Source organism: Pyxidicoccus sp. M15 (genome assembly GCF_056858435.1).
This window is the reverse complement of sequence record NZ_CM166495.1, coordinates 4,543,734-4,570,018: the sequence shown is the minus strand read 5'-3', so window position 1 is coordinate 4,570,018 and position 26,285 is coordinate 4,543,734. Positions and strand designations below refer to the sequence as shown.

Annotated in this window: 22 protein-coding genes; 14 read left to right on the top strand and 8 right to left on the bottom strand. The window is 71.7% G+C overall.

All coding sequences use genetic code 11. The features are described 5' to 3' along the window. Nucleotides 1–39: 39 nt before the first annotated feature. Entirely contained in the window at nt 40–1,311 is a 1,272-nt protein-coding gene (gene tyrS, locus ACX9TP_RS17240; RefSeq protein WP_482980819.1) for a tyrosine--tRNA ligase, read from the top strand. A gap of 248 nt (nt 1,312–1,559) precedes the next feature. Next, nucleotides 1,560–2,693, top strand: coding sequence for a hypothetical protein (locus ACX9TP_RS17235; RefSeq protein WP_482980818.1), 1,134 nt, complete (start codon nt 1,560–1,562; stop codon nt 2,691–2,693). A gap of 64 nt (nt 2,694–2,757) precedes the next feature. Here ACX9TP_RS17235 and ACX9TP_RS17230 read toward each other — a convergent pair whose 3' ends face one another. Genes ACX9TP_RS17230 through ACX9TP_RS17220 form a run of 3 tightly spaced genes read right to left on the bottom strand, consistent with a single transcriptional unit; the run spans nt 2,758 to nt 7,297 of the window. Beyond that, nucleotides 2,758–4,611, bottom strand: a complete 1,854-nt coding sequence (locus ACX9TP_RS17230; protein WP_482980817.1) for an ABC transporter ATP-binding protein — start codon at nt 4,609–4,611, stop codon at nt 2,758–2,760. Beyond that, nucleotides 4,593–5,492: a tRNA nucleotidyltransferase/poly(A) polymerase family protein gene (locus ACX9TP_RS17225; RefSeq protein ID WP_482980816.1), complete on the bottom strand. Its 900-nt coding sequence runs from the start codon at nt 5,490–5,492 to the stop codon at nt 4,593–4,595. Before ACX9TP_RS17225 ends, ACX9TP_RS17230 begins: the two co-directional genes overlap by 19 nt. Continuing rightward, complete coding sequence (locus ACX9TP_RS17220; RefSeq protein ID WP_482980815.1) at nt 5,489–7,297, bottom strand: bifunctional metallophosphatase/5'-nucleotidase; 1,809 nt, start codon at nt 7,295–7,297, stop codon at nt 5,489–5,491. The genes ACX9TP_RS17225 and ACX9TP_RS17220 overlap by 4 nt, the downstream gene beginning before the upstream one ends. 63 nt (nt 7,298–7,360) lie before the next feature. Between ACX9TP_RS17220 and ACX9TP_RS17215 the strand changes: the two genes are divergently transcribed. Beyond that, nucleotides 7,361–8,602 carry a hypothetical protein gene (locus ACX9TP_RS17215; protein WP_482980814.1) on the top strand — a complete coding sequence of 414 codons (1,242 nt, stop codon included), beginning with the start codon at nt 7,361–7,363 and terminating at the stop codon, nt 8,600–8,602. Nucleotides 8,603–8,610: 8 nt separating this feature from the next. On the opposite strand, the gene ACX9TP_RS17210 is transcribed toward ACX9TP_RS17215, so the two are convergent. Then, a complete protein-coding gene (locus ACX9TP_RS17210) occupies nt 8,611–9,189 on the bottom strand; it encodes a hypothetical protein (protein ID WP_482980813.1) in 579 nt (192 codons plus the stop codon). A gap of 228 nt (nt 9,190–9,417) precedes the next feature. On the opposite strand from ACX9TP_RS17210, the gene ACX9TP_RS17205 reads away from it, so the two are divergent. The 7 genes from ACX9TP_RS17205 to ACX9TP_RS17175 are packed head-to-tail and all read left to right on the top strand — an operon-like array spanning nt 9,418 to nt 15,542. Then, nucleotides 9,418–10,863 carry a class I adenylate-forming enzyme family protein gene (locus ACX9TP_RS17205; RefSeq protein WP_482980812.1) on the top strand — a complete coding sequence of 482 codons (1,446 nt, stop codon included), beginning with the start codon at nt 9,418–9,420 and terminating at the stop codon, nt 10,861–10,863. Beyond that, a complete protein-coding gene (locus ACX9TP_RS17200) occupies nt 10,860–11,159 on the top strand; it encodes a phosphopantetheine-binding protein (RefSeq protein WP_482980811.1) in 300 nt (99 codons plus the stop codon). Before ACX9TP_RS17205 ends, ACX9TP_RS17200 begins: the two co-directional genes overlap by 4 nt. A gap of 38 nt (nt 11,160–11,197) precedes the next feature. Beyond that, the gene (locus tag ACX9TP_RS17195) at nt 11,198–12,481 is read left to right on the top strand and encodes a coproporphyrinogen-III oxidase family protein (RefSeq protein ID WP_482980810.1); all 1,284 of its coding nucleotides are present in this window, start codon (nt 11,198–11,200) and stop codon (nt 12,479–12,481) included. 17 nt (nt 12,482–12,498) lie between these two features. Next, on the top strand, nt 12,499–13,248 hold the full coding sequence (locus tag ACX9TP_RS17190) for a sulfotransferase family 2 domain-containing protein (RefSeq protein WP_482980809.1): 750 nt from the start codon (nt 12,499–12,501) through the stop codon (nt 13,246–13,248). Nucleotides 13,249–13,264: 16 nt separating this feature from the next. After that, the gene (locus tag ACX9TP_RS17185; protein ID WP_482980808.1) at nt 13,265–13,972 is read left to right on the top strand and encodes an SDR family oxidoreductase; all 708 of its coding nucleotides are present in this window, start codon (nt 13,265–13,267) and stop codon (nt 13,970–13,972) included. Between the two features lie 5 nt (nt 13,973–13,977). Beyond that, nucleotides 13,978–14,859 (top strand): sulfotransferase family protein, encoded by an 882-nt coding sequence (locus ACX9TP_RS17180; protein WP_482980807.1) that lies wholly within the window; start codon nt 13,978–13,980, stop codon nt 14,857–14,859. Further along, a complete protein-coding gene (locus ACX9TP_RS17175) occupies nt 14,856–15,542 on the top strand; it encodes a GrpB family protein (RefSeq protein WP_482980806.1) in 687 nt (228 codons plus the stop codon). Before ACX9TP_RS17180 ends, ACX9TP_RS17175 begins: the two co-directional genes overlap by 4 nt. Here the strand turns inward: ACX9TP_RS17175 and ACX9TP_RS17170 are convergent. The 3 genes from ACX9TP_RS17170 to ACX9TP_RS17160 are packed head-to-tail and all read right to left on the bottom strand — an operon-like array spanning nt 15,539 to nt 23,119. Then, nucleotides 15,539–16,372: a nucleotidyltransferase family protein gene (locus tag ACX9TP_RS17170; protein WP_482980805.1), complete on the bottom strand. Its 834-nt coding sequence runs from the start codon at nt 16,370–16,372 to the stop codon at nt 15,539–15,541. The genes ACX9TP_RS17175 and ACX9TP_RS17170 overlap by 4 nt on opposite strands. Before the next feature lie 14 nt (nt 16,373–16,386). Further along, nucleotides 16,387–22,431, bottom strand: a complete 6,045-nt coding sequence (locus ACX9TP_RS17165; RefSeq protein ID WP_482980804.1) for an alpha-2-macroglobulin family protein — start codon at nt 22,429–22,431, stop codon at nt 16,387–16,389. 49 nt (nt 22,432–22,480) lie between these two features. Continuing rightward, complete coding sequence (locus ACX9TP_RS17160; RefSeq protein ID WP_482980803.1) at nt 22,481–23,119, bottom strand: SAM-dependent methyltransferase; 639 nt, start codon at nt 23,117–23,119, stop codon at nt 22,481–22,483. Nucleotides 23,120–23,195: 76 nt separating this feature from the next. Here ACX9TP_RS17160 and ACX9TP_RS17155 point away from each other — a divergent pair, with 76 nt between their 5' ends. The 4 genes from ACX9TP_RS17155 to ACX9TP_RS17140 all read left to right on the top strand — a co-directional run bounded on the left by ACX9TP_RS17155 (nt 23,196) and on the right by ACX9TP_RS17140 (nt 25,653). Continuing rightward, nucleotides 23,196–23,609, top strand: a complete 414-nt coding sequence (locus ACX9TP_RS17155) for a hypothetical protein (protein ID WP_482980802.1) — start codon at nt 23,196–23,198, stop codon at nt 23,607–23,609. Nucleotides 23,610–23,670: 61 nt separating this feature from the next. Then, entirely contained in the window at nt 23,671–23,958 is a 288-nt protein-coding gene (locus tag ACX9TP_RS17150; protein ID WP_482980801.1) for a hypothetical protein, read from the top strand. An 89-nt stretch (nt 23,959–24,047) separates the two neighbouring features. Beyond that, nucleotides 24,048–24,686 carry a hypothetical protein gene (locus ACX9TP_RS17145; RefSeq protein WP_482980800.1) on the top strand — a complete coding sequence of 213 codons (639 nt, stop codon included), beginning with the start codon at nt 24,048–24,050 and terminating at the stop codon, nt 24,684–24,686. A gap of 88 nt (nt 24,687–24,774) precedes the next feature. Then, complete coding sequence (locus ACX9TP_RS17140) at nt 24,775–25,653, top strand: NHL repeat-containing protein (protein ID WP_482980799.1); 879 nt, start codon at nt 24,775–24,777, stop codon at nt 25,651–25,653. A 17-nt stretch (nt 25,654–25,670) separates the two neighbouring features. On the opposite strand, the gene ACX9TP_RS17135 is transcribed toward ACX9TP_RS17140, so the two are convergent. Next, entirely contained in the window at nt 25,671–26,267 is a 597-nt protein-coding gene (locus ACX9TP_RS17135) for a hypothetical protein (RefSeq protein WP_482980798.1), read from the bottom strand. Between the last annotated feature and the right edge of the window lie 18 nt (nt 26,268–26,285).

The following is a 26,285-nucleotide window of genomic DNA, read 5'->3' as shown; positions in this document are numbered from 1 at the left end:
CGTTCACGGTGGCCGCCTATCGGCTAAGTTGCGCCCGCCATGACCAAGGACGCGCTGCGCAAGGCGACCCCCGAGGAGCAGTTCGAAGAAGTCACCCGAGGCACCGTGGACATCCAGGTGCCCGAGGAGCTGAAGAAGAAGCTCCAGCGCTCGTATGACACGGGCAAGCCGCTGGTCATCAAGGCGGGGTTCGATCCGAGCCGGCCCGACTTGCACCTCGGCCACTCGCTCCTGCTGACGCGTATGCGGCGCTTCCAGGACTTCGGGCACACGGTGGTGTTTCTCATCGGCGACTTCACGGCGCTGATTGGAGACCCGACGGGCCGCAACGCCACGCGCCCGGCGCTCACGCGCGACGAGGTGAAGGCCAACGCGGAGACCTACAAGCAGCAGGTCTTCAAGGTGCTGGACGCCGACAAGACGCAGGTGCGCTTCAACTCCACCTGGCTGGACGCGCTGGGCACGGAGGGGATGATCCGCCTGGCGGCGCGCTACTCGGTGCAGCGCATGCTGGAGCGCGACGACTTCAAGAAGCGCTTCCGGGAGAACGTCTCCATCTCGCTGCACGAGTTCATGTACCCGCTCTTGCAGGGCTACGACTCGGTGGCGCTGAAGTCGGACGTGGAGCTGGGCGCGACGGATCAGCTCTTCAACCTGCTCGTGGGCCGCCAGCTCATGAAGGAGGAGGGGCTGGAGCCGCAGGTCATCATGACGGGGCCCATCCTCGAGGGGCTCAACGCGAAGCTCGTGGACGGGAAGATTGTCGGCGACAAGATGTCCAAGAGCCTGGACAACTACGTCGGCATCGACGAGCCGCCGGAGACCATCTTCGGCAAGCTGATGAGCATCACTGATGACCTGATGTGGCGGTACCTGGAGCTGCTCTCGGCGAAGACGCTGAAGGAGCTCGCGGAGATGCGCGCGAAGGTCCAGGGCGGCGAGCTGCACCCCATGACGGTGAAGAAGGACTTCGCCCGGGAGATGGCGGTGCGCTTCCACGGCGAGGACGGTGGCCGCAAGGCGGTGGAGGCCTGGGACAACCTCAAGAAGGAGGCGCCGCAGGCGAGCCTGGAGCTGGTGGAGGTGTCGCTGGCCGGGGCGGAGAAGCAGCTCCTGTTCAAGCTGCTGCCGGAGACGAAGCTGGTGGCCTCCGCGACCAAGGCCCGCGAGGCGATGGCCCAGGGCAGCGTGCGCGTCAACGGCGAGAAGGTGACGGACCTGAAGGCGGAGTACGGCCCGGGCGAGTACACCGTGCAGGTGGGCAAGGCGCGCACGGACAAGCCGAACTCCGTGCGCCTGAAGCTCACCTGAGCCGCGACGTTCTCGCATGAGGCGGCGCGCGGGGCCCGCAAGGCGCCGTGCGCTCGAGGCTCACCGAAGCCATGAGTCGCCGGGGCAGGCTCCTCCAGGGCCGCCCGGTGAACGCCCGCCCTGCCCCGCCTGCCTCCGGGGACGCCCGGTTGAATGCCGGGCGGGGAAGGGCCGTCCCACGCGCCAACCCCGTCCCAAGGGCCGCTCCTCCCGAGCGGCTGACGGGCCGCTGTAGACTCCCGCGCGCCATGCGTCTTCCCCTCCCCTTCCTTGCCCTCTGCCTCGCCGCCGCCCTTCCCGCCCTGGCGGGCCCCGGGGCCTTCGTGTCCGAAGTCCGCGTGGACGCGGTGGAGCAGCCCGAGTCGACGCGAGTGGTGTTCACGGTGGAGCCCGGCACCTCGTACCCGCTCCTGAAGAAGGGCGGACCGGACCGGGCGTGGTGCAAGCTGAAGGGCCCCTCCGCGGAGGGCTGGGTGCTCTGCGAGGGCGCTCCGGAAGCCGCGGCCCCCCGGGCCCCGAGCGCGGCGGAGCTGGCCGCCGCGGACCGCGCCAACTCCGAGCAGCAGGCCCGAGGCAAGGCGGCGCAGCAGGCCCGCCTCGCCGCCATGGCCGGGGCGGAGGCCGATGAGGAGCTCGGCGATACCCGGCCCGCCTCCCCGCGCGGAGCCACGGCGCCAGCGGCCTGGACACCCGCCACGGGCTGCGCGACGACGTGTGAGACGAAGCCCCTGTTCGGCAAGCCGCCGGCGGTGACGGCGATGGACCGCGAGGTGCTGGAGCTGTGCCCCGCGCGTCCGGACGTGAGCGTGGGCGCGGGGGACGTGCAGCGCTTCTTCGCGCGGCACTACGACGACCCGCGCCTCCAGCGGGCGCTGTCCGTCGCCGGGCGGCCGGGCTCGCGGCAGGGCAACCTCGAGTGGCTCACCGGGCTGTGGGTGAGCACCGGCCCGCGCAACGCCTTCACGCACGTGTTCTGCGGGGACGACTGGCAGCGCGGCCCCATTGGCGGGCTGCACTTCCTGCCTCGCTACGCGCAGCTCGAGTCGGAGGGGAAGCTCTGCTACGCCGGCCCCGCGCGCGGAGGCAGCGCGACGAAGGGCGACAACTACTTCATCCGCTACCGGGGCGTGGCCCCCTGGTCCTGCGGCGAGAAGAGGACGGGCGGCTTCTCGCGCGTGACGGACGCGGTGGGGATGGTGGCCATCGGCACGCGGGCCTTCGCGAAGTGCTGCGCGCGTGGCGGCGCGAAGAAGGAGGGTGGCATCTACTCCGCGCCCGACCTGGGCGGCACCTCGTGGCGCATCTGGTGCGGCACGCGCAACGGCACCTACGGCATCGCCTCGCTGCACCCCACCGACGAAGCCGCCACCTGCGGCGACTGACGCACCCCACGCCCGAGGCCGCACAGGAGGAGCACGGCGGGCCCCTCGCGCGGTGGCGCCCGGCTCACGCCGCCTGGTAGCCGCGCGCCTGGAGGTTGAACAGGCGCGCGTAGCGCCCGGCCCGGGCCATCAGCTCGGTGTGGCTGCCCAGCTCCTCCACCCGGCCGTCGTGGAGCACCGCGATGCGGTCCGCCATCCGCACCGTGGAGAAGCGGTGGGAGATGACGATGGCGATGCGGTCCTTCGAGAGCGCCTGGAAGCGTTCGAACATGGCGTGCTCCGCCTCCGCGTCGATGGCGGCCGTCGGCTCGTCGAGGATGAGCACCTCCGCGTCGCGCATGAAGGCCCGCGCCACCGCCAGCTTCTGCCACTGGCCTCCGCTCAGCTCCAGGCCCTTGTCGAACCAGCCGCCCAGCATCGTCTCGTACTGCTGCGGCAGGGCCTCGATGACGGCGCTCGCGCCGCCCTCCTCCGCCGCCCGGCGGATGCGCTCCCGGTCCTCCAGCGCGGACACGTGGCCCAGGCCGATGTTCTCCGCCACGGTGAACTGGTAGCGCACGAAGTCCTGGAACACCGCCCCGAAGCGCTGGCGCAGGTCCTCCACGTCCATGTCCTTCAGGTTGACGCCGCCGTAGAGGATGTCCCCCTCCGTCGGCTCGTACATGCGCAAGAGCAGCTTCACCAGCGTGCTCTTGCCCGCCCCATTCTCCCCCACCAGCGCCAGCTTCTCGCCGGGCTCCAGCCGCAGGGACACGTCGCGCAGCGCCCACCCGGGCTTGCCGGGGTAGCGGAAGGATACGTTGCGCAGCTCCAGCGCATGGCCCCGCTGCACGGGCGGAGACAGGGCCGGCTGCACGCGCGGCGCCTCCGCCCCGGTGGGGATGGCCAGGTAGGAGAAGAGGTTGCTCATGTAGAGCGCGCTCTCGTACAGGGTGCCGAGGCTCGTCAGGATGCCCTGGAAGGCCGTCTGTCCGCCCCGGAAGAGCGTGAGGTACAGCACCAGGTCGCCCAGGGAGAGCGCGCCCCCGGCCGCCTGCCACGCCATGAAGGCATAGCAGCCGTAGAACGCCAGCAGCGCCAGCGTGCCCAGCACCAGCCCCCACAGCATCCGCCGCACCGCGAGGCCGCGCTCCTCGGAGAAGAACTGCCAGTGCAGCGCGCGGTAGCGCCCCAGCACCAGCGGCCCCAGGCCGAACAGCTTCACCTCCTTGACGTGGTTGTCGCGCGTGAGAATCCACTCCAGGTAGGCCAGCTTCCGCCGCTCCGGCGCCCGCCACGAGTGCAGCCGGAAGCCCTCCTCCGCCATGCGCGCCTCGGCGATGAAGGCGGGAATGGAGGCCGCCACCAGCACCGCCACGCTCCACACGGACAGGGACACCAGCATCACCGCGTACGTCGACAGCGTCACGCCGTGGCGGATGATGGCGAAGGCATCCATCACCAGCGCCAGCGGGCGCGTGGCCGCGTCCCGCCTCGCGTTCTGCATCTTGTCGTAGGTGTCCGAGTCCTCGAAGTGGCGCAGCTCCAGCTCCAGCGCCTTGTGCAGGATGCGCTCGTTGACGACGTTGCCCAGGCGCACGCGCAGCAGCTCACGGGTGAGCGCCAGCCCGCGCTCCAACGCCGCCTGGCCCACCATCAGCCCCAGCTCCAGCGCCACCAGCCACACCACCCGCTCACGCGCCGCCCCGCCGCCCTCTCGCGCCGCGACGGACACCCCGTCGACGATGAGCTTGCCCACCCAGGCCACGGCCGCGGGCAGCAGCGCCGCCAGCAGCGTCAGCACGCCGAGCACCACCGCGCCCTGGGGGCTCGCCTCCCAGAAGATGCGGAAGGTGCCGGGGAGCTGGCGGAGGAGGCTGCCCGCGTTGCGAAGGCGCTCCTTGAGCGACGAAGGCGGGGTCAGGGGCGGCGGAGACACGCCGTCCTCTCTACCCCAACCGGCTCGCCCGGCGGGAGCCCCGGGCTCCCATCCTCGCGCGTGAGGACGGCCTCGAGCACCCGCAGGGACGCCTCCTCGCGGGCGCAGGCCACCAGCCGCCGTGAGAACACGGCGCGGGCCTCGGAGCCGGGCTCGAAGTGGCTGGCCATCCACCCCGCGAGGCGCTGCCCCATGCCCTGGATGTCGTGGTCCGCGTACCGCTCCAGGTGCTCCAGGACGTTGGGGGCCGGCGTGTAGCCCCGGCCGAGGAACTGGAGGATGCGGAAGGTGATGCGGTAGCTCGTCTCCAGCACGCGCGGGTGGGTGATGAGGCGGAGCACGCGCCCGGAGACGTCCTCCAGGCCGCACCCCAGCGGGTCCAGCAGCACGCCCCCCTCGTGACACGCGTAGTAGAAGGCGTTCACGGAGAAGTCCCGCATGAGCGCATCCTCGCGCACGTCCGCCCGGGGGACGAACGTGGTGGTGCGCATGTCGTCGTTCTGGATGTCACCCGGCGCGCGGAGGAAGGACAGGTCCACCCCGCCCGTGTCCGCCGCGCCCCAGCACATCATCCCGAAGCGGTCGAAGCGCGAGAGCACCGGGTCGATGGCGGGAAAGGCCCGGCGCAGGTGCTGGTGCACCTCGTCCATGGCGCGGTCCACGGCGATATCCACGTCGCGGGCCACCTCGCCCTGGAGCCAGTCCCGGGGCGCGCCGCCCACGACGTAGACCTGCATCCCCGCGCCCACCAGCACGTCGATGACGTCCCGCACCCTGATGAGGTGCCCCGCGTCCTGGTAGGCGACCTGCTCCAGCGACGCGCCCACGAGGCCGGCGTCGACGGGGTGGCTCGGCGGGCCCGCGCGCGAGGCGGCGCTCACGGCGCGCGCGGCCCCGGGGCGGCGCAGGGCCCCTGCCCCTCCAGCTTCATCCGTCCCGGTGCGGGCGCGGTGAGCGGCCGGCCGCGCTTCTGCCACCAGGCGATGAGCGCCTCGCGCAGGCTCAGTTCCTGGTCCAGCCCCAGGTCGATGCTGCCCTCGGGGAAGGTGGCCAGCACCGGCCCGAGCCCGTTGCCTCCTCGCGCGAGGAAGTCGGACGTCACCACGCGGTAGCGCTGCTCCGGCTGGAGCGGCCGCCCGTCCGCCAGCGACACGCGCAGCAGGCGGCCCGGTCCCGGACAGTGGGCCAGCACCAGCCGCAGGCCCGACACCTGGTACACCCCCATCTGCGCGGTGCCGTAGACGTGCTCCAGCAGGCGCTGGAGCTGCGCGCCCGTCAGCGTCAGCGTGGCCACGGTGTTGTCGAAGGGGATGACCTCGTACAGCGTCCCCGCGCGCAGCTCGCCCGCGGGCAGGTCGCCGCGCAGGCCGCCCGCGTTGAGCAGGGCCGCGTCGGCGCCCATCAGCTCGCGCAGCGAGTCGGTGACGAGGCTGCCCAGCGCGCTCTCCCGCACGAAGTCGCGGCGCAGCGGCTCCGGCACCGTCAACCCCAGCGAGCGGCCCCGCTCCGCCTCCGCGCGCGCCAGCGCGGGCGCGATGAGCTGCTCGAGCGCCGCGTCCTCCACCACCGGCCTGCCGTGGAAGCGCGCCTGCACCAGCTTCACCTGGGGCTGCTCCTTCAGGCGCTTCGGCTCGCAGCTCCCGGTGGCCTCGTCCACGCGCGCGCACACGGGGATGAGCGGGGTGAGGGTGGTGCGCTCGGGGAGCACCTTCCGCGTGCGGGGGTCCACGTAGAGGTCGATGACGCCGAAGTGGCGCGCGTACTCCCGGGACTGGATGACGGGCGTACCGTGGACGAAGTGCCCCAGGGGCTGGTGCGTGTGGGCCGCCACCACGGCGTCGAGCGTGCCCGGCGGCAGCTCGCGCAGCATCGCGAAGATTTCCGCCTCCGGCTCGCAGGTGGAGACGTCTTGCGGGTCGCTCCACGCGCGGCACTGGCCGCCGGCGTGGGCCACGGCGATGACCACCTCGGCGCCCCGGGCCCGCAGGCGCTCGGCGGCGGCGCGGGCCTCGGGGACGAGCGGGCCGAAGCGCAGCCCGGCGACGTTCGCCTTGTTCGTCGTCTCCGGCGTCCTCGGCGTGGAGAGGCCGAGGATGCCGACCTTCACCCCATTCGCCTCCACCAGCCGCGTCCCGTCGTCCGGCAGCCAGCCCGGGCGCTGCCCCGTCGCCGCGTCGTACAGGTTGGCCGCGAGCAGCGGGAAGCGGGCCTGCGCCAGGCGCGCCTTCAGCGCGCCGAGCGGGTCCATGTCCGGCCCCTTCGCGATGGGCAGCGGCCCCACCGGGCCATAGTCGAAGTCGTGGTTGCCGATGGCCGCGGCGTGGTAGCCGAGGTGGTTGAACGCATCGATGATGACGTCGCCCTCGCCCAGGTTCGACGCGAGCGTGCCCTGGAACATGTCGCCGCCGTCCAGCAGCAGCACGCCGCCGGGGTTCTCCGCGCGGAGGATGGCCAGGTAGCCCGCGAAGGCGGCCAGCCCGCCCTCCTCCACCTCGGTGCCGTCCGCGAGCGTGGCGGTGTGCGGCTGGGCCCAGCCGTGCACGTCATTCGTCCCGACAAGGGTCAGCCGGAGGGGCTCGGGCGCGGGCTCCGGACGCGCGGGCTGCGTCGCCCGTGCGCCCTGGCATCCCGCGGAGGACAGCAGCAGCGCGGAGAGACAGGCACGAAGGGTTCGGGGAAGGGGCATGGAGGCACGGTGCTATAAGCGATGGACCACGAGTCGGCGGCTCGCGGGCGGGAGGGTACCACGATGAGAGAGCGCGGCTTCCAGCGCGTCTACCAGGCGGGAACACGGGACGTGGGTGGCCGCTACCTCGGGGGCACGGAGGTCATGCACCTCGTCGCCCACGCGGGCCGGCTCTACGCCGCCACGTCCGTCATGTGGGACCGGCCCGGTGACGACCCGGCGGTGGGCTCCCAGGTCCTCGTCCTGGATGCACCGGACGGCGCCTGGCGGGTGGCGCACGAGTTCGAGCCGAGGAACTGGCGGATGAGCCTGGTGTCCGTCACCTTCACCCGGGACGGCCGGGGCCACGCGCTGCCCGCTCCGGTGTCGATGCTGCTGGCGGCGCCCTCGGATGGCCAGGGCCTCTCCACCGTCCACGCGCTCGACGACAGCACCGGGACGTGGACGCGGATGACGCTCGCGAAGAGCCAGCGCACCGCCAGCATCCGCAGCCTGTACCTCCACCGGGACTCCGTCACCGGCGGCGAGCGCCTCTTCGCGGGCACGCTGACCAACGGCGTCTACAGCGGCGTCTACGACGAGGCCGCGCCCGGGAGGATTCGCTGGGACGAAGTCCCCGAGCTGTCGGGCTACGCGGCCCGCCCCATGGCCTTCGCCGTGTGCGACGGCGCGCTGCACGTGGCCATCAAGCCCCACCTGTACCGGCGGGTGGACGGCGAGGCGCCGCGCTGGGAGAAGGTCTACACGCTCCCCGAGGAGGTGACGCGCATCAGCAGCGGCCTGCGCGGGCTGACGCCCGTCCCGTCCCCCTCGGGCGGCGAGTGCCTGCTGGCCGCGCTCGAGGGCGACCACGCGCGCATCCTCCGGCTCGAGCCGGACGACGCGGGCTACCGCGCGACGCTCGACCTGGACGTGCTCGGCTTCCTGGAGGAGCGCTGGGGACGGCGTCCCGGCTACGCCATCGCCGCCTATGACGACATGACACCCGTCGCCCGGCCCGGAGGCGGCACGGCGCTGCTGCTCGGCGTGGCCGCGACGTTCAGCGCCGCGCTCGACACGCACCCGAAGGACGGCTGGGTGCCCGAGGCCTGGTACCTCATCCGCCACCCCGAGGGACGCTATGAGGCGAGGCACCTCGTGGCCCCCGCCCCCACCCCGCCGCTGGGGGCCACGCGCACCATCCTCGTCTCGCCCTTCGACGGGCAGACGCTCTACTTCGGCGGGTATGACCCGCACGCGACGCCGTCCCACAACACCGCCTGGGTCTTCTCCGCGCCGCGCGACGTCGCCCTGGGCGGGGACTGAGGGACGCACTACCCGGCGCGCAGCACGTGCGCGTCCCGCGCGGCACGCACCGGCGCGAGCACCTCCACCACGTCCGCGAGCACCCCGCCGCCCGGCGTGAGGATGCGGTTGCACCGGCCGAAGAGCGACTGCACGCCGGCCTCCAGCGCCAGGGCGGTGCGCACCAGGCTGTCCGCCTCCATACGGAAGAACGCCGTCGGCTGGCACGAGAAGGCGACGTCGAACTCCCGCAGCAGCGTGCCCAGCGGCGTGCGACCCTCGCGCAGCCGCTCCCGCGCGGGTGCGTCGAAGCAGCCGAGCTCGATGAAGATGGCCCCCAGCTCCACGGGGTGCCCGTCGCGCGCGCCCGACAGCACCACCTGCCGCCGCAGCACGGCGGCCTCCTCACTGGAGCTCAGCACCCGCAGCGCCAGGCGCTGCCCGCAGAAGTCCTCGAGCGTCGGCGTCATCGCCCGCTCGTGCACCAGCAGCCGGTGATACGGCTGCGGCACCTCCGCGGGCGCCATGCGCTCCATGCGCGGCCGAGGCAACCCCTGCGCCCGGTAGAACGAGATGAAGGGCTCGAAGGGTTCCGCGCGCTCGGACATCAAACCGTCCACCAGGGAAAGCAGGGGCCTTGTGTCAACACGGAAAAATCCGATAGATATTGAAACTAACGTACAACCGCCTCGTCACACAAACGTGAATTGAAAGCGCCAGCCGAACAACGGAGAGGGCCTCCCGACGCGCCGCTTCCAGCGCCTTCTGGACGGGCGTGTAGCGCCTTCACGGCGTGGTACCGCCAGGCGCTCGTGGCCGCGGCCCCGCATCAGGGTGTGCTGACGGACGGACGGCTCACGCTGCCCTACGCGGCCCTGGACGCGCACCTCGCCTCGGTGGAGTCCTTCCTCACGTCGCGCGGCGTGTCGCCGGGCGCGGTGGTGGCGCTGGAGTGCGCGAACACCGTCGCCGGGGCGCTGAGCCTGTTGTCGCTGCTGTCGCGCGGGTACAGCCTGGTGCTGCTGCCGCACCCGGGCACGGCGTCTCCGAGGCCCGAGGTGCCGCGCGTGTGCCGCCACCGGGTGACGGTGCGCAGCCAGCTCGCCTCCGGCACGGACGTGTCGCTGGAGCACCCCGAGAGCTTCCTCATGGTGGAGGACGTCCCCGGCCACCAGGTGCCCGAGGGCGCGGAGGCGTGGGCCACGGGCCACCTGCTGCTGCGCACCTCGGGCAGCATCGGCACGCCCAAGCTGGCCCTGTACACGCACGAGCGGCTGCTGGCCAACGCGCTCGCCGCCCTCCCCCGGCTGCGGCTGACGGGCGAGGACCGCGTCCTGCTGCCCGTGCCGCTGGCGCACATGTTCGGGCTCGGCGCGGGCTTCCTCCCCGGCTTCACCGTGGGCGCGTCGCTGGACTTCGTGGAGGGCGCCAACCTCCTGCGCTGCCTGGAGCACGAGCGCACCTTCCGGCCGAGCGTGGCCTTCATGACGCCCGCCCTGTGCACCATGCTGCTGCGCGGGCGCAGCGTGCCGGAGCACTACCGGCACGTCGTGGTGGCCGGCGACAAGCTCAAGCCGGAGTCCTTCCCCGCCGTGGAGGCGCGCTTCCGGCGCGTGGTGAACCTGTACGGCACCACCGAGCAGGGCGTCATCGCCGCCGCGGACGCCGACGTGGCCGACGGCCCCCGCGCCACCACCGTGGGCGCGCCCCTGGAGGGCGTGGCGCTGCGGCTGGAGCCGCCGGAGTCGGCCGGCGAGCTGCCGGGTGACGCGGGCAGCCTCCTGTGCCACCACCCGCACGGCTTCGAGGGCTATGTCGCCGGAGACGGCGGACCGTGGACGGGCGAGCCCCCGCTGCGCGACGGCTGGTACCGCACCCGGGACCTGGCCCGCCTGCACCCGGGCGGGCTGCTGGAGGTGCTGGGGCGCGAGGACCACAGCGTCAACCGGGATGGCCGCCTCGTGCTGCTCGTGGACCTCGAGCGCGCCATGGAGACGCTCCCGGACGTGGAGCGCGCCGTCACCGTGCTCGGCGGCGAGCACCTGCGCGGGCGCCACATCCTCGCCTTCTGCACGCCCCGCGAGGGGCGCGCGCTGGACGGCGCCGCGGTGCGCGCGGCCTGCGCCAGCGTCCTGCCGCCCTACGCCCTCCCGGACGAGGTCCGCGTCCTTCCCACCCTGCCCCTGCTTCCCAACGGGAAGGTGGACCGACGGGCCCTGGCGGCCCTCGCCACGGTGGCCGAAACCCCCAACGCCAGCGACGACAAGGAGTGCCAGACATGAATGCCAACCCCTCGGGGCCCGAGGTCGCCCAGCTCGTCGTCGAGCTCCGGCGGATGATTGCGCATGAGCTCGACGTCCGCATCCAGGAGTCGGACATCTCCGACGACATCTCCCTGCTCGAGGGCGGGCTCGCGCTCGACTCCATCGTCCTGTTCGAGTTCATCGCCCTCATCGAGAAGCGCTTCGGCTTCGAGTTCCCCGACCAGAACCTCAGTCCGGAGACCTTCGCGAGCCTGACGGTGCTTGCCCGGCACATCCACGGCATGGCGGCGCAGCGCCAGTCGGCCGTGGCCTGAAACGCCCCCACCGCCCCACCCGAGAAGAGGTCGTCGCCATGAGCACCGCCACCGAGGAGCTGCCCCGCGGCATCGAGCTGACGCGCAAGGGGTTCGTCACCAACTACCCGCCCTACCGCTACTGGCGCGGAGACGTCGCCCAGCGCTTCCTGACGCCCGCGCCGCTCAACATCTACGTGCACACGCCCTACTGCGTGCAGCGGTGCGCGTACTGCCACTACAAGACGACCACGCTCAGCGAGAATCGCAAGCCGGAGATTGACCGCTACGTCAGCTCGCTGTGCCGCGAAATCGAGCTGGCCTCCAAGCGCTTCGACCTCAAGTCGCGCCCCACGCACTCCATCTACTTCGGCGGCGGCACGCCCACCCTGCTGTCCAAGGACAACCTCAGCCGCATCATGGACACGCTGCGCGAGCACCTCACCCTCGCGGACCCGGAAATCACCGTCGAGGGCGAGCCCGTCACGCTCATCCAGGCCAAGGCGGACCACCTCCAGCACCTGGGCGTCAACCGCATCAGCCTGGGCATCCAGTCCTTCGCGGACGAAATCGTCCTCAAGACGGGCCGGCGGGACACGGAGAAGCAGGGGCTCAAGGCCATCGAAATCGCCCTGGGCACCGGGGCGGTCGTCAACATCGACCTGATGAGCGGCCTGGCGGGCGAGACGGACGCCACGTGGGCGCACACCGTGGAGACGGCGCTGCGCACCGGCGTGCATTCGCTCACCGTCTACAAGACGGAGCTGTATTCCAACACCGACTACTACGCGAGCGTGAAGAAGGACGCGCAGTTCCTCCCCTCCGACGAGGAGGAGGTGAAGTACGCGGCCCATGCCATCAAACAGCTGGAGCGCGCCAACTACCTGCCGGTGAACTTCTTCACCTTCACCAAGGACGGCGGCTTCATGCAGCGCCACACCACCAGCAAGTGGCGCGGCGACGACATCTACTCCTTCGGAGTGTCGGCCTTCGGCGCGCTCGGCAACATCTCCGTGCAGAACACCAGTGACTTGCAGAAGTACTCGGACATGGTGGAGGCGGGCGAGCTGCCCGTGGCGCGCGGCTACCAGCTCAGCGCCAAGGACCTGATGGCCCGTGACGTGGTGCTGGGCCTGAAGCTGCTGCGCCTGGACCGCAAGGAGTTCCAGCGCCGCCACGGCTTCGACCTGGTGAAGCTGGTGCAGCCCACCGTGGACGCGCTGGTGGGCGGCGACTTCCTCACCGTCACCGACGCGGAGCTGGCGCTCACGCGCAAGGGCCTGCTCTGGGGCGACTACACCGGGCGCCAGCTCTCCGCCGCCGTCGACGCCGTGGCCTCCTGAAGCCCCCGCACCGCCCCATGCTCCTCACCGACGACTTCGTCTACCTGCACCAGCCCAAGACGGGCGGCACCTTCGTCACGAAGATGCTGGAGCGGCTCTACGCGGGCGGCGGCCGGCCCTGGGTGAACACCCACAAGCACGGGGGCTGCTCGGCCATCCCCGAGCCGTGGCGCGGCAAGCCGCTGCTCACCACGCTGCGCAACCCGTATGACAGGTACGTGTCCCAGTACCACTTCGGCTGGTGGAAGCTGCACCCGGACATGTACTGCGGCGCGGACGAGATGCGGGCCCTCTTCCCGCACTACCCGGACCTGTCCTTCGCCGAGTTCGTCGTCCTGGCGAACACGAAGTTCGTCAACCGGCACAACCGCGAGGAGACGGGCTTCCGCAATGAGCGCCTCCCCGAGGAGCGCCGGCCGGGCTGGCACACCGAGCAGTTCGTGCGCTTCTACTGCACCAATCCGCGCGAGGTGTTCGCCGCCATCGACGACGACTACCTCGCCTCCGGCCGGTGCCGGCAGGACATGTACCCGGTGCGCTTCACCTTCTCAGAGGACCTCAACCGGGGCCTGCACGGCTTCCTGCTGGAGCTGGGCCACGCACCGGAGACGCTCGCCTTCATCCTCGACGCGGAGAAGGTGTACCCCGCCGAGGGCGGGCGCGCGCCGGAGGACCGCTGGGAGTCCTATTACACGCCCGAGCTGAAGCAGCTCGTGCGCACCCGGGAGCGGCTCCTCTTCGAGCTGTTCCCCCAGTACGACGTCTGACGCGAGAGGGAGAGGGATGGAAACCAAGGAGAGGGTCGCGCTCGTCACGGGCGCCAACCGGGGCATCGGACTGGAGGTCTGCCGGCAGCTCGCGACCCGGGGCATCCGCGTCGCGCTCACCGCCCGCAGCGAGGACAAGGGACGCGCCGCGGCGAAGGCGCTCGCGGAGCAGGGGCTGCCCGTCAGCTTCTTCCCGCTCGACGTCACCCGCGAGGAGAGCATGGTCCAGACGGTGGCGGCTGTCACCCGCGAGCTGGGCCGCCTGGACATCCTCGTCAACAACGCGGCCGTCGCCCTGGACATGAAGCAGCCCGGCCTGGAGCTGGGCATGGACACCGTGCGCACCACCCTGGAGACGAACGTCCACGGTCCGCTGCGCCTCATCCAGCTGTGCGTGCCGGTGATGCGCCAGCAGGGCTACGGCCGCATCGTCAACGTCTCCAGCGGGCTGGGCTCCTTCTCGCGCCTGGCCGCGGGCAAGCTGGCCTACCGCATGTCCAAGGCGTCCCTCAACGCGATGACGTGCGTGTTCGCCGACGAGCTGAAGGACACCAACATCCTCGTCAACGCCGTGACGCCGGGCTGGGTGCGCACGCACCTGGGCGGCATCCGCGCGGAGCGCTCGGTGGAGGAGGGCTCGGAAGGCATCGTCTGGCTGGCCACCCTCGCGGACGACGGCCCGCGCGGGAAGTTCTTCAAGGACCGCGACGAGTTCCCCTGGTAGGCCCCATGCCCAAGCCCAACTTCTTCATCGTCGGGGCGCCGCGCTGTGCCACGACGTCGATGTACACGTACCTCAAGCAGCACCCGGGCATCTTCCTGTCGCTGCTCAAGGAGCCCATCTACTTCGGCTCGGACCTGACGCGGCAGCCGCTCGCCGTGGGCGACGAGGCCAGCTACCTGAGCCTCTTCGACGGCGCGGGCGACGCGAAGGTGGTGGGCGAGGGCTCCGTCTTCTACATCATGTCCAGGACGGCCCCCGGCGAGCTGAAGGCCTTCTCCCCGGACGCGCGCATCCTCATCATGCTGCGCGAGCCCGTGGCGATGATGCACTCGCTGCACTCGCTGTACCTGCGCACCGGCAACGAGGACCTGGAGGACTTCTCCGCGGCGCTCGACGCGGAGCCGGAGCGCGCGCGCGGGCAGCGGCTGCCTCCCCGGTGCTACTTCCCCGAGGGGCTCCAGTACCGCTCGGTGGCGCGCTACGCGGAGCCGGTGGAGCGCTTCCTGCGCACCTTCGGCCGCGAGCGGGTGCACGTCGTCATCTTCGACGACCTGGTGAAGGACGTGCGCGGGGAGTACCGGCGCACGCTGGAGTTCCTCGGCGTGGACCCGGAGCACACCCCGGAGTTCGACGAGGCCCGCGCCACGGCGCTCATCCGCCCCCTGGTGCTGCGGCAGATGCGCGCGGCCACCCCGGAGATTCGCGCCCGGCTGAAGACGGGCCGCGACTCCCACCTCGGGGCCAAGAGCCAGCGGCTGTCGCCGGAGGCGCGCGAGCGCGTCTGCGCGGAGCTGCTGCCGGACGTGGAGCGGCTGAGCGCGCTGCTGGACAGGGACCTCACCCACTGGTGCCGTCCTTCCCACCCCGGCCCGGAGGCGCGCCCGTGAGCGGGGACGCGGGCGGCGGCGCGGCGGACGCCTTCCGGCTGGCCCGCATCATCCGGCGCCTCAAGGAGCGCGTCCGCCCGGAGGAGCTGGGCGGCGAGTCCGTGGAGGGGCTCGTGCGACGCTGGTCCCGGCTGCGCTCGCCGGAGCTGGACATCCAGGTGCGGGAGCATGACCCGGCGTGGGCTGCCGCCTTCGAAGCCGAGAAGCAGCGGCTCCACGCCGCGCTGGCGGACGAGGGGCTGGTGGACATCCAGCACATCGGCAGCACGTCCATTCCGCCGCTGCCGGGGAAGAACATCCTCGACCTGGCGGTGGCGGTGCGCGCCCTGCCCTGCACCGCGCGGCAGGCGGAGCTGCTCGCGGGGCTCGGCTACGAGTCCTATGGCCCCAGCCCCATCGACCCGGACTTCACCTGGTTCTGGAACGTCCACGCGGACGGCCAGGGCGCCTTCGTCGTCCACGTGTGCGGCCACCAGAGCCCGTGGTTCTCCTACCTCGCCAACTTCCGCGACTTCATGCGCGCCGAGCCCGAGGAGCGGCGGCGCTACGAGGCCCTGAAGCGGGAGCTGGCGGCGGTGCCCGGGCAGAGCTGGCTGGAGTACAGCATCGTCAAGCGCGCCCTGGCGCTGCGCATCACCGAGCGGGCCAACGCGTGGGCGGCGGCCCGGGACGGGGCACGCTAGCCGCCCGCCTCCGCGAGCCGGGCGAAGACGTCGTCCAGCACCTTCCGGGAGGCCGCCTCCTTCGCGCACGCGTGGAGGCGCTCCCGGAACCCGGCCATCAGCTCCGGGGTGCTCCCCAGGTGGTTGGGAATCCAGTTCAGCAGCCGGTCCCCCATGCCCTGGATGTCGTGGTCCGCGTAGCGCTCCAGGTGCGCGTGGATGTCGGGCGCCGGCCGGTAGCCGCGGCACAGGAACTGGAGGATGCGGAAGGTGGTCCGGAAGCTGGTGTCCAGCACGCGCGGGTGGGTGACGAGCCGCAGCACGCGCGCGTGCACGTCCTCCAGTCCGCAGTCGAGCGGGTCCAACAGCCGGTCCTCCCTGTCGCACGACAGGTAGAAGGCGTTGACCGAGAAGTCCCGGGTGAGGGCGTCCTCGCGCAGGTCGCTCCGCGCGACGAACGTGGTGGTCCACATGTCGTCGTTCTGGATGTCGTGGCGGCTGCGCAGGATGTTGAGGTCCACGCCGCCCGTGCTCTTGCTGCCCCACCGGAGCGTGCCGAAGCGCGGCGAGTGGCGGAGCACCGGGTCGATGCCGGGGTAGGCCGCGCGCAGCACCGCGTGGGCCCGCTCCACCGGCCCATCCACCGACAGGTCCACGTCCTTGACGGCCTCGCCGGTGAGCCAGTCGCGGCACGCCCCGCCCACCACGTAGACGCGGAAGCCCTCCCGCTGGAGCAGCCCCGCGACGTCGCGGATGCGCACCGTGTACCCCGCCTCCGCGACGAGCAGCCCGTCCAGCGAGGCCCGCACCACGGCCGGGTCGACGGGGTGGCTCCGGTAGTCGTCCGTCATCGCCTGCTCCTCGCCTACTTCGCCGGGCCCACGGTGAGCACCGCGCCCTTGGAGTACGCGGTGAACTCGGGCGCGTACATGGACTGCACGGTGGCGGGGCCCACGCGGAAGGTGCCGGCCATGTTGGCGCGCAGCCGGTACTTGAAGGTGTACTCGCCGGCGGGCAGCCACTCGAAGAAGAAGTTGGTGCCCGAGTCCCGCGTCTCCTCGTACCAGACGATGCCCAAATCCCACTTGTGGCGGGACTGCGCGTTCTCCGGCTCCAGGCCCGCGGCGCGCGGGTCTCTCAGGTGGACGTACTCCGCCGCGTGCTTCGTGCGCAGGGAGATCTGCACCTCCACCTCGTCACCGGGCTTGAGCACTGCGCCCTCCGCCAGCGGCTGGAGCACCGCTTCGCGGCCCTCGCGCTCGCGCCGGAAGTAGCGCCGCGACACGCTGAAGAAGTCGCCGCGCTCCTCCTCCGGGAGCTTCTCCGTGGAGAAGTGCCACGTGGCGGAGGCGAAGGCGAAGCCCGGCGTCGTCTTCTCCACCACCACCGAGCTCATGGTGGCCGGATTCAATTCCGGCCCGGGCACCACCACCTGGTTCTTCTTCCCCGTGTACGTGTCCGGGGAGAACTCGAACTGCACCACGCGCGGGCCCACCGTCACCTTCGCGTCCTCGCGCACGCCCAGCGCCCCTTCCGACTGGAGGTACTTCACCAGCGCGTAGAGCGCCTCGGCGGTGGCGCGGGTGGACTTCCAGTGGTTGAGCTTCTTGTCCAGCAGCAGCCACTGCACCAGCCCCTCGCGCCGCGGGTCCTTCGGCTTGAGCTCCGTCAGCGTGCGCAGGGCGAAGGCGTGCGTCTCCGTGGTGTCGTTGTACCAGAGCCAGCTGCGGTCCTCGGGCGCCCAGTACGTGCCCAGCTCCTCGCTCGACTTCGCGGAGTCCATGACGCTCTCCCAGACCCGCTCGGCGTCCTTCCCCTTCCCCGCGCGCTTCAGCGTCAGCGCCAGGTAGCCCTTGAGGTACGGCGAGTGCTTCTTCCAGTGCTTGTAGCTGAAGGCGAGCATCCGCTCGCGCTCGGAGGCGGTGAGCGCCTCGCCCGTGTAGCGCTCGGTCGGGTACGCGGAGGCCACGTAGTTGAGGAAGGTGAGGAACTCCCAGCCCTGGCCCTTCTTCATCAGCTTGTCCGCGTACTCCTCGCGGAAGTGCCGGGCCACGTAGCCCCACGCGTTGCGCGTCATCTCGGGCGGCACCTCCACCCCGTACTCCATGGCGCGCGACAGGCCGTGGAGGATGTAGAGCGTCATGTACGGCGACGGCGGCCCGCCCGGCCACCACGGGAAGCCGCCGCTGGAGGTCTGCGCCTTGCGCAGCTTACCCATGGCGGAGGTGCGCTCCGCCGCGGCCACCTTCGGGTCCAGCACGCGCACCAGGTCCGCTTCGGCCTTGGGCCCGCCCTTGGCCATCTCCAGCCAGGGCGTCTCCTCCAGCGCCATCTTCCGGTTCGGGTCCACCTCGTCGAACGTCTCGAATTGGGTGGCGCGTGCGCTCATCGTCTTCGCCATCTTCGCCACCTCGGGGTACTGCCCGTAGAGGCTGGCGAGGATGCCGGAGGACACGAAGCGGTTGAGCGTCTGCTCCGTGCACTCGTAGGGGTAGTCCATCAGGTACGGCAGCGACTGGAGCGCCGCGTAGAACAGCTGCGCGTCCACGGTGACGACGAGCTGCTCGTTCACCCGCGTGGGGTCTCCGCCCGCGCGCAGGTCCTCGAAGGTCATCGTCTTGGAGGACTTGCCCTTCAGCGTGACGAAGCGCGACTGCGCCAGGTGCATGCGGCCGGGGAGCACCGGCAGCGGGCGCAGCTCTCCGTCGCTCAGGTTGCCGGCGCGGGCCTCCACGCGGAAGGCCACCGTCCCCACCTTCGCGGGCGCGGTGAGCGCGAAGCGCAGGTTCGTCCCCCGCCCCGCCGCCACGTTGAAGGCCTGCGACGCGCCCTTCACGCCGAAGTCCGCCAGCAGGCTCTTCTGCGTCTGCGCGTCCACGATGTCGAGCGTGAGCGTGCCCTGCTGCGGCTTGTCCGCCGCGTTGTTCACCACCACCTCCAGCACCGCCCTGTCCCCCTCGCGCAGGAAGCGCGGCACGTACGGCCGCACCATCAGCTCCTTCACGCTGCGGGTGGTGCGCTGCACCGAGCCGCCCTTCAAGTCGCGGGTGATGCCGTGGACCCAGACGCTCCACGCCGTCACCGAGTCCGGCACGGTGAACTCCAGCGTGGCCGAGCCGTCCGCGCCCGTGAGCAGCTGCGGCACCCAGAACGCCGTCTCCGCGAAGTTGGAGCGCAGTCCCTCGGCCGGTGCGGACTGCCCCGCCTGGGCACTCTGCGCCTTGTCCGCATTCTTCGCCTCCGCCTGCATGGTCGGCTTCGCCGGCTCCGCAGGAGGCGCGGGAGGCGGAGGCGGAGGCGCCCCGCTTTCGGACTCCTCCCTCATCGGCCGCGCGGCGCTCGGGGCCGCCACCGTCTCGCCTCGCATCATCTGGTTCCGGTAGCGCCGGTAGCCCGGCCCGCCCAGGCCGTACTCGTCCTCGAAGCGCAGCGTGTCCGGCTCGGGCGGGTTCCAGCCCCGCACCTCGCCGTAGCCCTCGCTGACGACCCACTGGGCCGTGGCCACGGCCAGCGAGGAGCGCAGGTCCACGTGCGTGGCACGGCGCGGGTAGAGCGCCGCGACGCTCGGCGGCATGTGCGGCGCGAACAAATCGAGCGACTGGTCGTACATGTACGCGAGCAGCTCGGCGGCGCCGGCCTCCACCTTCGCGCCCTTCGGGCCGCGCACCGTCACGCGCCACGTCTCCTTCGCGCCGGGACGCAGCTTGTCGCGGAACGTGGCGAACTCCAGGCTCAGCTCCTTGTCGTCCCACGGGACGAACACGGACGAGGAGAAGCCCAGGTATTGCCAGTCGCGCACGGCCACCAGCACCGCGGTGAAGCCGCCGCGCAGCTCCTCCGTCACCGGCACCTCCACCACCACCGGTGCCTTGCCGCCCGTCAGCGGCTTGCGCAGCACGCGCCGCTCGCCCTGGTACAGGTCCAGCATCAGGGGCTGTCCCTCGAAGCCGGAGAAGGCCAGCAATCGCGCCACCTCGCCCACCCGCACCGTGTCGCGCTCCAGCACCAGTGACGCCGGCAGGGCGATGGGCGCGGCCTCGCCCGCCACCATCAGCTCGCGCGCCACGGTGAACGTCTGGCCGAAGGCGTCCGTCGTCTCGTAGTGCAGCCGGTACGCACCGGCCTTCAGCGCGGGCAGCTTCACCCGGGCCAGGCCCTGCGCGTCGTGCTGCACGGCGCCCTTCGCCTGCTCCCCTCCGTCCTGCCAGCGGGCCAGGGCCGCCTGGGGTGAGTAGTCCGAGTCCCAGCGGGGCTGGAGCTTGTCGCCCGGGGTGGGCGTGCGCACCGCCTCCGGGTCCACCTCCACGGCGGGCGGCTCGACGATGGGCTCGTCCGCGGGCAGCAGCGGCTGCGCGGGCTGCTTCAGCGCCACCAGCCGCCAGCGGCCGGGGCCGGGCTGCGGCACACCGTCCAGCGTGGTGCGCACCAGCTTCACCTCGGGGGCCACGCCCTCGCGGAAGAAGCCCTCGTCCGCGTCCACGCGCCCCTCCACCGAGACGAAGCCCAGCCGGAAGGCGCGCTCGGCCGAGCGCGTCTCGCCGCCCTCGTCCGTCGCGTCCGCTTCGATACGGTAGCGCCAGGTGAGCCCCGGCGTGCGCGCGGAGCGCTCATCCGCCTCGGGCGTGAAGGTGATGCCGAAGCTGCCGTCCTCGGCCAGCGCGGACGCGCCGGACGCCACCACCTGCCGCTTCACGGGCATGGAGGACCGCTCCCACCACCACCACCAGGGCAGCACCGGCTCGCGGAAGGCGCGCCAGCGCACGGTGCCGGACGCCACCGGCAGCCCGAAGTAGTAGCGCGCCTCGCCCTTGAAGGTGGCCGGCCGGTTGAGGCGCAGCGGCGCCTCCGGGTCCTTCAGCGTCACCTCGAAGGTGGGCCGCTTGTACTCCTCCACGCGGATGGCGGCGCCCCCGCCCGACGCCACGCGCACGGACCAGCCCCCCAGCACCCGGCCGGTGGGCACGGTGAACTCCCCCGCCGCCGAGCCGAACCCGTTGGTGCGCACCTCGCGCTTCTCCACCTCCTGGTTGTTGGGGTCCATCAGCGACACCACCAGCGACTGCTCCGGCAGCGTCTGGTAGCGCGCCTGGTCGCCGCGCCCGCGGAAGGCCACGACCTTCCAGAGCACCTTCTGCAGCGGGCGGTACACGCTGCGGTCGGTGAAGACGAGCGACGTGCTGCTCTCCTGGGGCTCGCCGCGCGGGTAGAAGGAGAAGCCATTCGGGTGGAGCAGCGTCTCGCGCCCGCGTCCCGCCACCAGCAGGTAGCTCTGGTACGACTGCCCCTTCGGCGCGGAGAAGGTCACCTCGCCCTGGGGGTCCGTGGTGGCACGGGCCGCCTCGCGGAAGCCCTTGCTGTAGTCGGTGAGGATGAGGCGCACCGGCACCTCCGACACGGGCTTGCCGGACTCGCCCATCACCACCCGCGCCTCCACCGACGTGCCCGCCGTGGCGCGCGTGACGATGACCCACGGGGACACCGTCATGAACACCGCCTGCACGCGGTTGTCCTTGGCGCCGAAGTCCTCGCGCGCGGAGGCGGCGATGATGTACGTGCCCGGCTGCTCGAGCGGCGGCGTGACGAAGGTGCGGTGCTCGCGCAGGTCCTGCGTCGCCGGCAGCTGCGTGCTCCATGAGGCCAGCGGCTTCTGGCTGTTGAAGATGCGCAGCAGCGTCTCGCCGTAGGGCAGGAGGTTGTAGTCGTCCACCTTCGCCAGCCGCTTCTCCAGGTCGAAGGCATAGGCGCGGAAGTGGAGCACCGGCACGTTGCGGTGGGTGACTTCCACGGAGCGCCGGCGCGGCCCGTCCGACTGCATGGAGGCGAGGCGGAAGTCCGGGGCCTCCAGCACGCTCACCAGGGCCTCGCAACGCTTCGAGCCCTCCGTCTTCGGGTACGCCCCCACGCAGGCCTTCGCCAGCGAGAGCGCGCGCACCGGGTGCCCCGCGGCCTGCTCCAGCTCCGCCAGCTGCCCCTGCCCCATGCCCCACCACGGCACGTCGCGGAAGGGGGTGAGGAACGCGGTCAGGTGCTGGCGGATGCGGGCCCCGTCGTCCTTCTCGGTGAAGTGCGAGGACAGCACCTCGTAGCGCTCGAGCCGCGCCTCCAGCGCCGCCTCACGCCGGCCTCCGGCGCGGTGCCACGCCTCCAGGTCCCCGAGCACCGCCGCCACCTTCACCAGCGGGTGGAGGTTGGGGTCCGTCAGGTCCACGGTGGGCGCGCCCTCGAGCAGCGAGCGCAGGTCCAGGCGATAGACTTCGTTGGCGTGCTCGGGCCGCCAGTGGGAGCTGTCCGCCAGCACCGCCACGCGCAGGTACGCGACGGCGTCGCGCAGCGTGGAGCGGATGCCCGCGGGGTACGTGTTGGGCCGGATGTACTCGGACAGCACCGTCACCGGCTCGGTGCCCAGCTTCTCGCGCTGCTTCCACACGTCCTCGTAGGCGCGCTGCGCCTCGGTGAGGATCTGCTCGTACGTCCACGACTTGAGGTCCACCGGGCCGGTGGAGGCCACCGCCTCGCGCTGGCGCACCTCCCAGCCGTAGGCCTGCGCGTACGTGACGAGCGACTGGGCGTAGAAGAGGTTCAGCGTGGCGCGCGGCAGCACGCCCTGGGGCCAGGGCTGCTCGCGCAGGAAGCGCACCGACGTCTCGTACCCATGCAGGGCGCTGCGCAGCTGCACCGTGCGCACCAGCGCCCGGGCCCACTCCGCCTCGTCGGCGCCACCCTTCGCCTTCTGCAGGCGGGCCTCGGCGCCCTGCGCGGCGGCCTCCACCTTCTGCTCGTCCACCAACGCGTCGATGGCCTTCCACGTCGGCGGGGCCTTCCCCTGCCCCAGCGCGGGCGAGGAGGTCAGCAGCAGCGACAGCAGCAACAGGGCGGCGGAGGACGCTCGAGTCCAGGGAGTCCGGTGCATGGGCGGCACTCTAGACACAGCCGCCCGCCGAATCGTTCCACAATGAACCTCAAGTCGCCGCGGGCGCGGGGGCCTTGCGGCGCAACCCCACCAGGTAGACCTCCATGCTCGCGCCGCGCGTGGCCTCCGGGCGGACCACCTTCACCTCCTCGAAGAGGGCGCGCACCTGGTTGCGGAAGTCCTCGAAGTCGCCGCCCATGAACACCTTGGCGACGAAGGACGAGCCGGGCCGGCCGCGCACGGTGGCCACCTCCAGCGCCTTGCCCGCCAGCCGCAGGCTGCGCGCCTCGTCCGTGGCCTTGATGCCGCTCGTCTTCGGCGCCATGTCGGAGATGACGGCGTCGAACGGGCCGTCGTACATCTCCGCCAGCTTCGCGTCGAAGTCGTCCGCCAGCACGTCCAGCACCGCCGTCTGCACGTGCCGCTGCGTGAAGGGACGGATGGCGACGATGTCCACCCCGATGACGCGCCCCGCCGGCCCCACCGCCTCCGCGAGAATCTGGAGGAACCCGCCCGGGGCGGCCCCCAGGTCGAGCACCACGTGCCCCTTCTTCACCATGGGGAAGCGCTTGATGAGCTCGTCGACCTTGAATGCCGAGCGGGCGCGCAGCCCCTCTTGCTTGGCTTTCTGGAAGAAGTGGTCTTTAGGACGGTAGGGCTTGCCCATGTCAGAGCGGCTCCCTACCATCCGCTACTGTCTTCGGGAAGCCGGAGCAGTCGCGGGTGTCCTGGCCCGCGCAATGGCCAGTCCGGAGGACGTTGAAATGGGCACCCGGAGCGTGACTGCGGCGCTGTGCGTCTCCCTGCTGTCGGCGGGTGTGGCGGGCTTCTGCTACACGCGCTCGGACGCCCTGCAGGTGCAGGGGCAGTGGCTGATGGAGCGCGGCACCGCCCAGGCCGAGGACTACGCCAACCGGCTGGACGGCTCGGCGGCCGACGCGCAGCTCAAGTCCTTCGCGGAGCGCCGGGTGGTGCTGGAGCGGGCCCACCGGTGGCAGCGCGGCATGCTGCTGGGCATCCTCGCGGCGGGGCTGGCCGCGGTGTCCGCGTACCTGCTCTTCCTGCTCAAGCGCCTGGATGACCAGCTGGTGGACGCCACGGGCGAGCCGCGCCCGTCCGCGCCGTCGCCTGTCTCCTCGGAGCGCGCCCCGGCGCTCATCTCCAGCCCGCAGCGCTGAGCACTCCCCACGCGCGACGGCGCGCTGGCACAATGGGCCCCCTTCTCCCATGGAGGTGGCCATGCCCGGCTGCGCGCACTGTGGACGCCCGCTCGACATCATCGCCAACCAGGTGGGGCGGCGCGACGTATGCCCCGGCTGTGGCGAGGACGTGCGCTCGTGCCGCAACTGCCGGCACTTCGACCCCGCCGTGGCCAAGGAGTGCAAGGAGCCCCTCGCGGAGGTGCCCAAGGACAAGGACGGCGCCAACTTCTGCGAGCTGTTCCAGATTGGCGAGGGCGGCCTGCACGAGAAGGAGAGCCGCGACGCCCTGATGAGTGCGGCGGAGGCCCTCTTCCGCAAGAAGTGAGCGCCACGGTGCCACCCCCCCAGGACGGGCGTGTGGGGAGCCCCCCGGGGCGGGTTCCGGGGCATGGCCCCCCGGGCCACCTTGGCGCCATGACGGACGCGAAGAAATCCCCGGAGCCGGCCTACTGGCAGGACCTGCTGGCCACCCTCCTGCTCTCGCTGGCGGCTGTCGGCTCGGCATTCAGTGCCTGGCAGTCCACGCGCTGGGGGAGTCAGCAGGCGTTGCACCTCGCCAGCGCGTCCGCCGCGCGTGTCGAGGCGATTCGCGCCTTCGGCAAGGCCAACGTCCAGATGGCGTATGACGCCAGCACCTTCGTCCAGCTCGTGCTCACCTCGCTCCATGGAGAGCAGCGGCTGGCCCGGCAGGTGGGCGAACGCTTCTTGCGCAAGGAGTTCCTGCCCTACGCGGAGGAGTGGCTGGCGATGAAGCCGCTGGAGAATCCCGACGCGCCCGCCAATCCCTTCGAGCTCGAGTCCTTTCAAAACGCCCAGTACCAGCAGGGCCTCCGGCTGGAGGAGCGCGCGCTCCAGCAGATTGAAGAGGGCCGGCTCGCGACCCAGAACTCGGACGACTACGTCCTCACCACCGTCTTCTTCGCCCTCGGCCTCTTCTTCGGTGGAATCGCAACCAAGCTGCGCAACCGGCGGCTCATCACGGTGATGCTCGCTCTCGGAGTGCTGGGAATCCTGGTGGGGGTGCGCTTCCTGCTCATCCTCCCCTTCCGCTGAGCGTCGAGCAGTGAGTCCGTCCGACCCCAGGCGGAGTCAGCATCGTTACATCTTTCCAGTGTCAGCGACATGACACTACGCTCCAGGGATGCACCTGGAACGACGCTTCTTTCTGCGGCTCTCGGCGGTGGGAGCCGCCTCGCTCATTCTGCCCGTCGCGGGCACCGGCTGTGTCGGCTCACAGGGGGTGAAGGCGCTCCAGGTGGGAGGGCGGGACTCGCTCCTCTACTTCGACGCGCTGGGGAACGTCCTGGAGCTGCAACCGCGCGAGCACCGGGTGGTGGTGCGCGGCGTGGACGGCGTGGAGCTGGCCACGCTGGGCGGCTTTGGCCGTGGGACGACGGAGCTCAATGGCCCGGCGGCGGTGGCGCTCGGGACGGAGGGCCGCGTGTACGTCGTGGACCGGGGCAACCACCGCGTCCAGGTCTACACGCGTGGCGGCGCGCACGTGGGGCAGCTTGGCCGTGCGGGCAAGGAGGACGGGCGCTTCCTCCACCCCTCCGGCGCCTGCGTGGACGCGCAGGGGCGGCTGCTGGTGAGCGATGGGCTGAACCACCGGGTGCAGGTGTTCTCTCCCGACGGTGGGTGGTTGGGCACCTTCGGCGCAGGTGAGCTGCAACTGCCACGCGGTATCGCCGTGGGGCCGGACGGGCGCATCCACGTGGTGGACTCCGGCCATGCTCGCGTCGCCGTCTACGACGCCACGGGCCGCGGCGTGGGGAGCTACGGACACTACGGACGCGAGGCCGAGGGGATGATGTGGCCGCGCGCCATCACCGTGGACGCGGCCGGCACGGCGTACGTGGCGGATGCCACCTGCAACGCGGTGCACGTCTTCGACGCGGACGGCGGCTTCGTCGAGCGGCTCCCGCTCCAGCGCGAGGGCGCCCCCGCCTCGGCCGTCCACGTCGCGCTGTCTCCGACGGGGGAGCTGAAGGTGGCGGCGCGCATGGGCAGGCCGGACTGATTCGCGCCGCACGCCGCTCAGCGCACCGGCGCCCCGCCGACCGCCACCGCCGAACCGAAGAACGGGAGGACGCTCGAGAAGTCCTTCGGCGGTGGCGTGACGACGGTGGGCCCGGCCTCGCCCCACTGGGTGATGCCGTGGGGCAGCAGCCGGCGCAAGTCGTACCGCTGGCCTTCGAAGTCGAACTCCGTGCTCCACACGAGCCGGGCCGTGAAGACGTTGAGCGAGAGCGCCCGGTGCGTGGCGGGCAGCCCCATGAACGCGCCACCCGCGACGACGCTGGCCCGGCGGAAGGTGGCGATGCGCTGTCCGTCCGAGAACGAGTCCGGGCGCTCGAAGGACGCGCCAGCGTGCGGGGCGCCCTTGAGGTACAGGCTGAAGTCGCCCACCACGTCCATGCTCAGGGACAGGTTGCCGTTGGTGACCTTCGCGGCGGTGAACGGCTCGGACCGGAACGTCAGCCGCGCCGTCGCCTCGCTCATGTGCTTCGGGTCCGTGAAGAGCGGCCCCTGGAGCCCCTCCAGGTGGAGGAAGTAGCCCAGGTCCTGCTCGGTGCTCCCATCCGACGACACGTAGAACCGGCCCGTCACGTACCACGCCACGCTTGCCGTCATCAGCGGTGTCATCCGTCC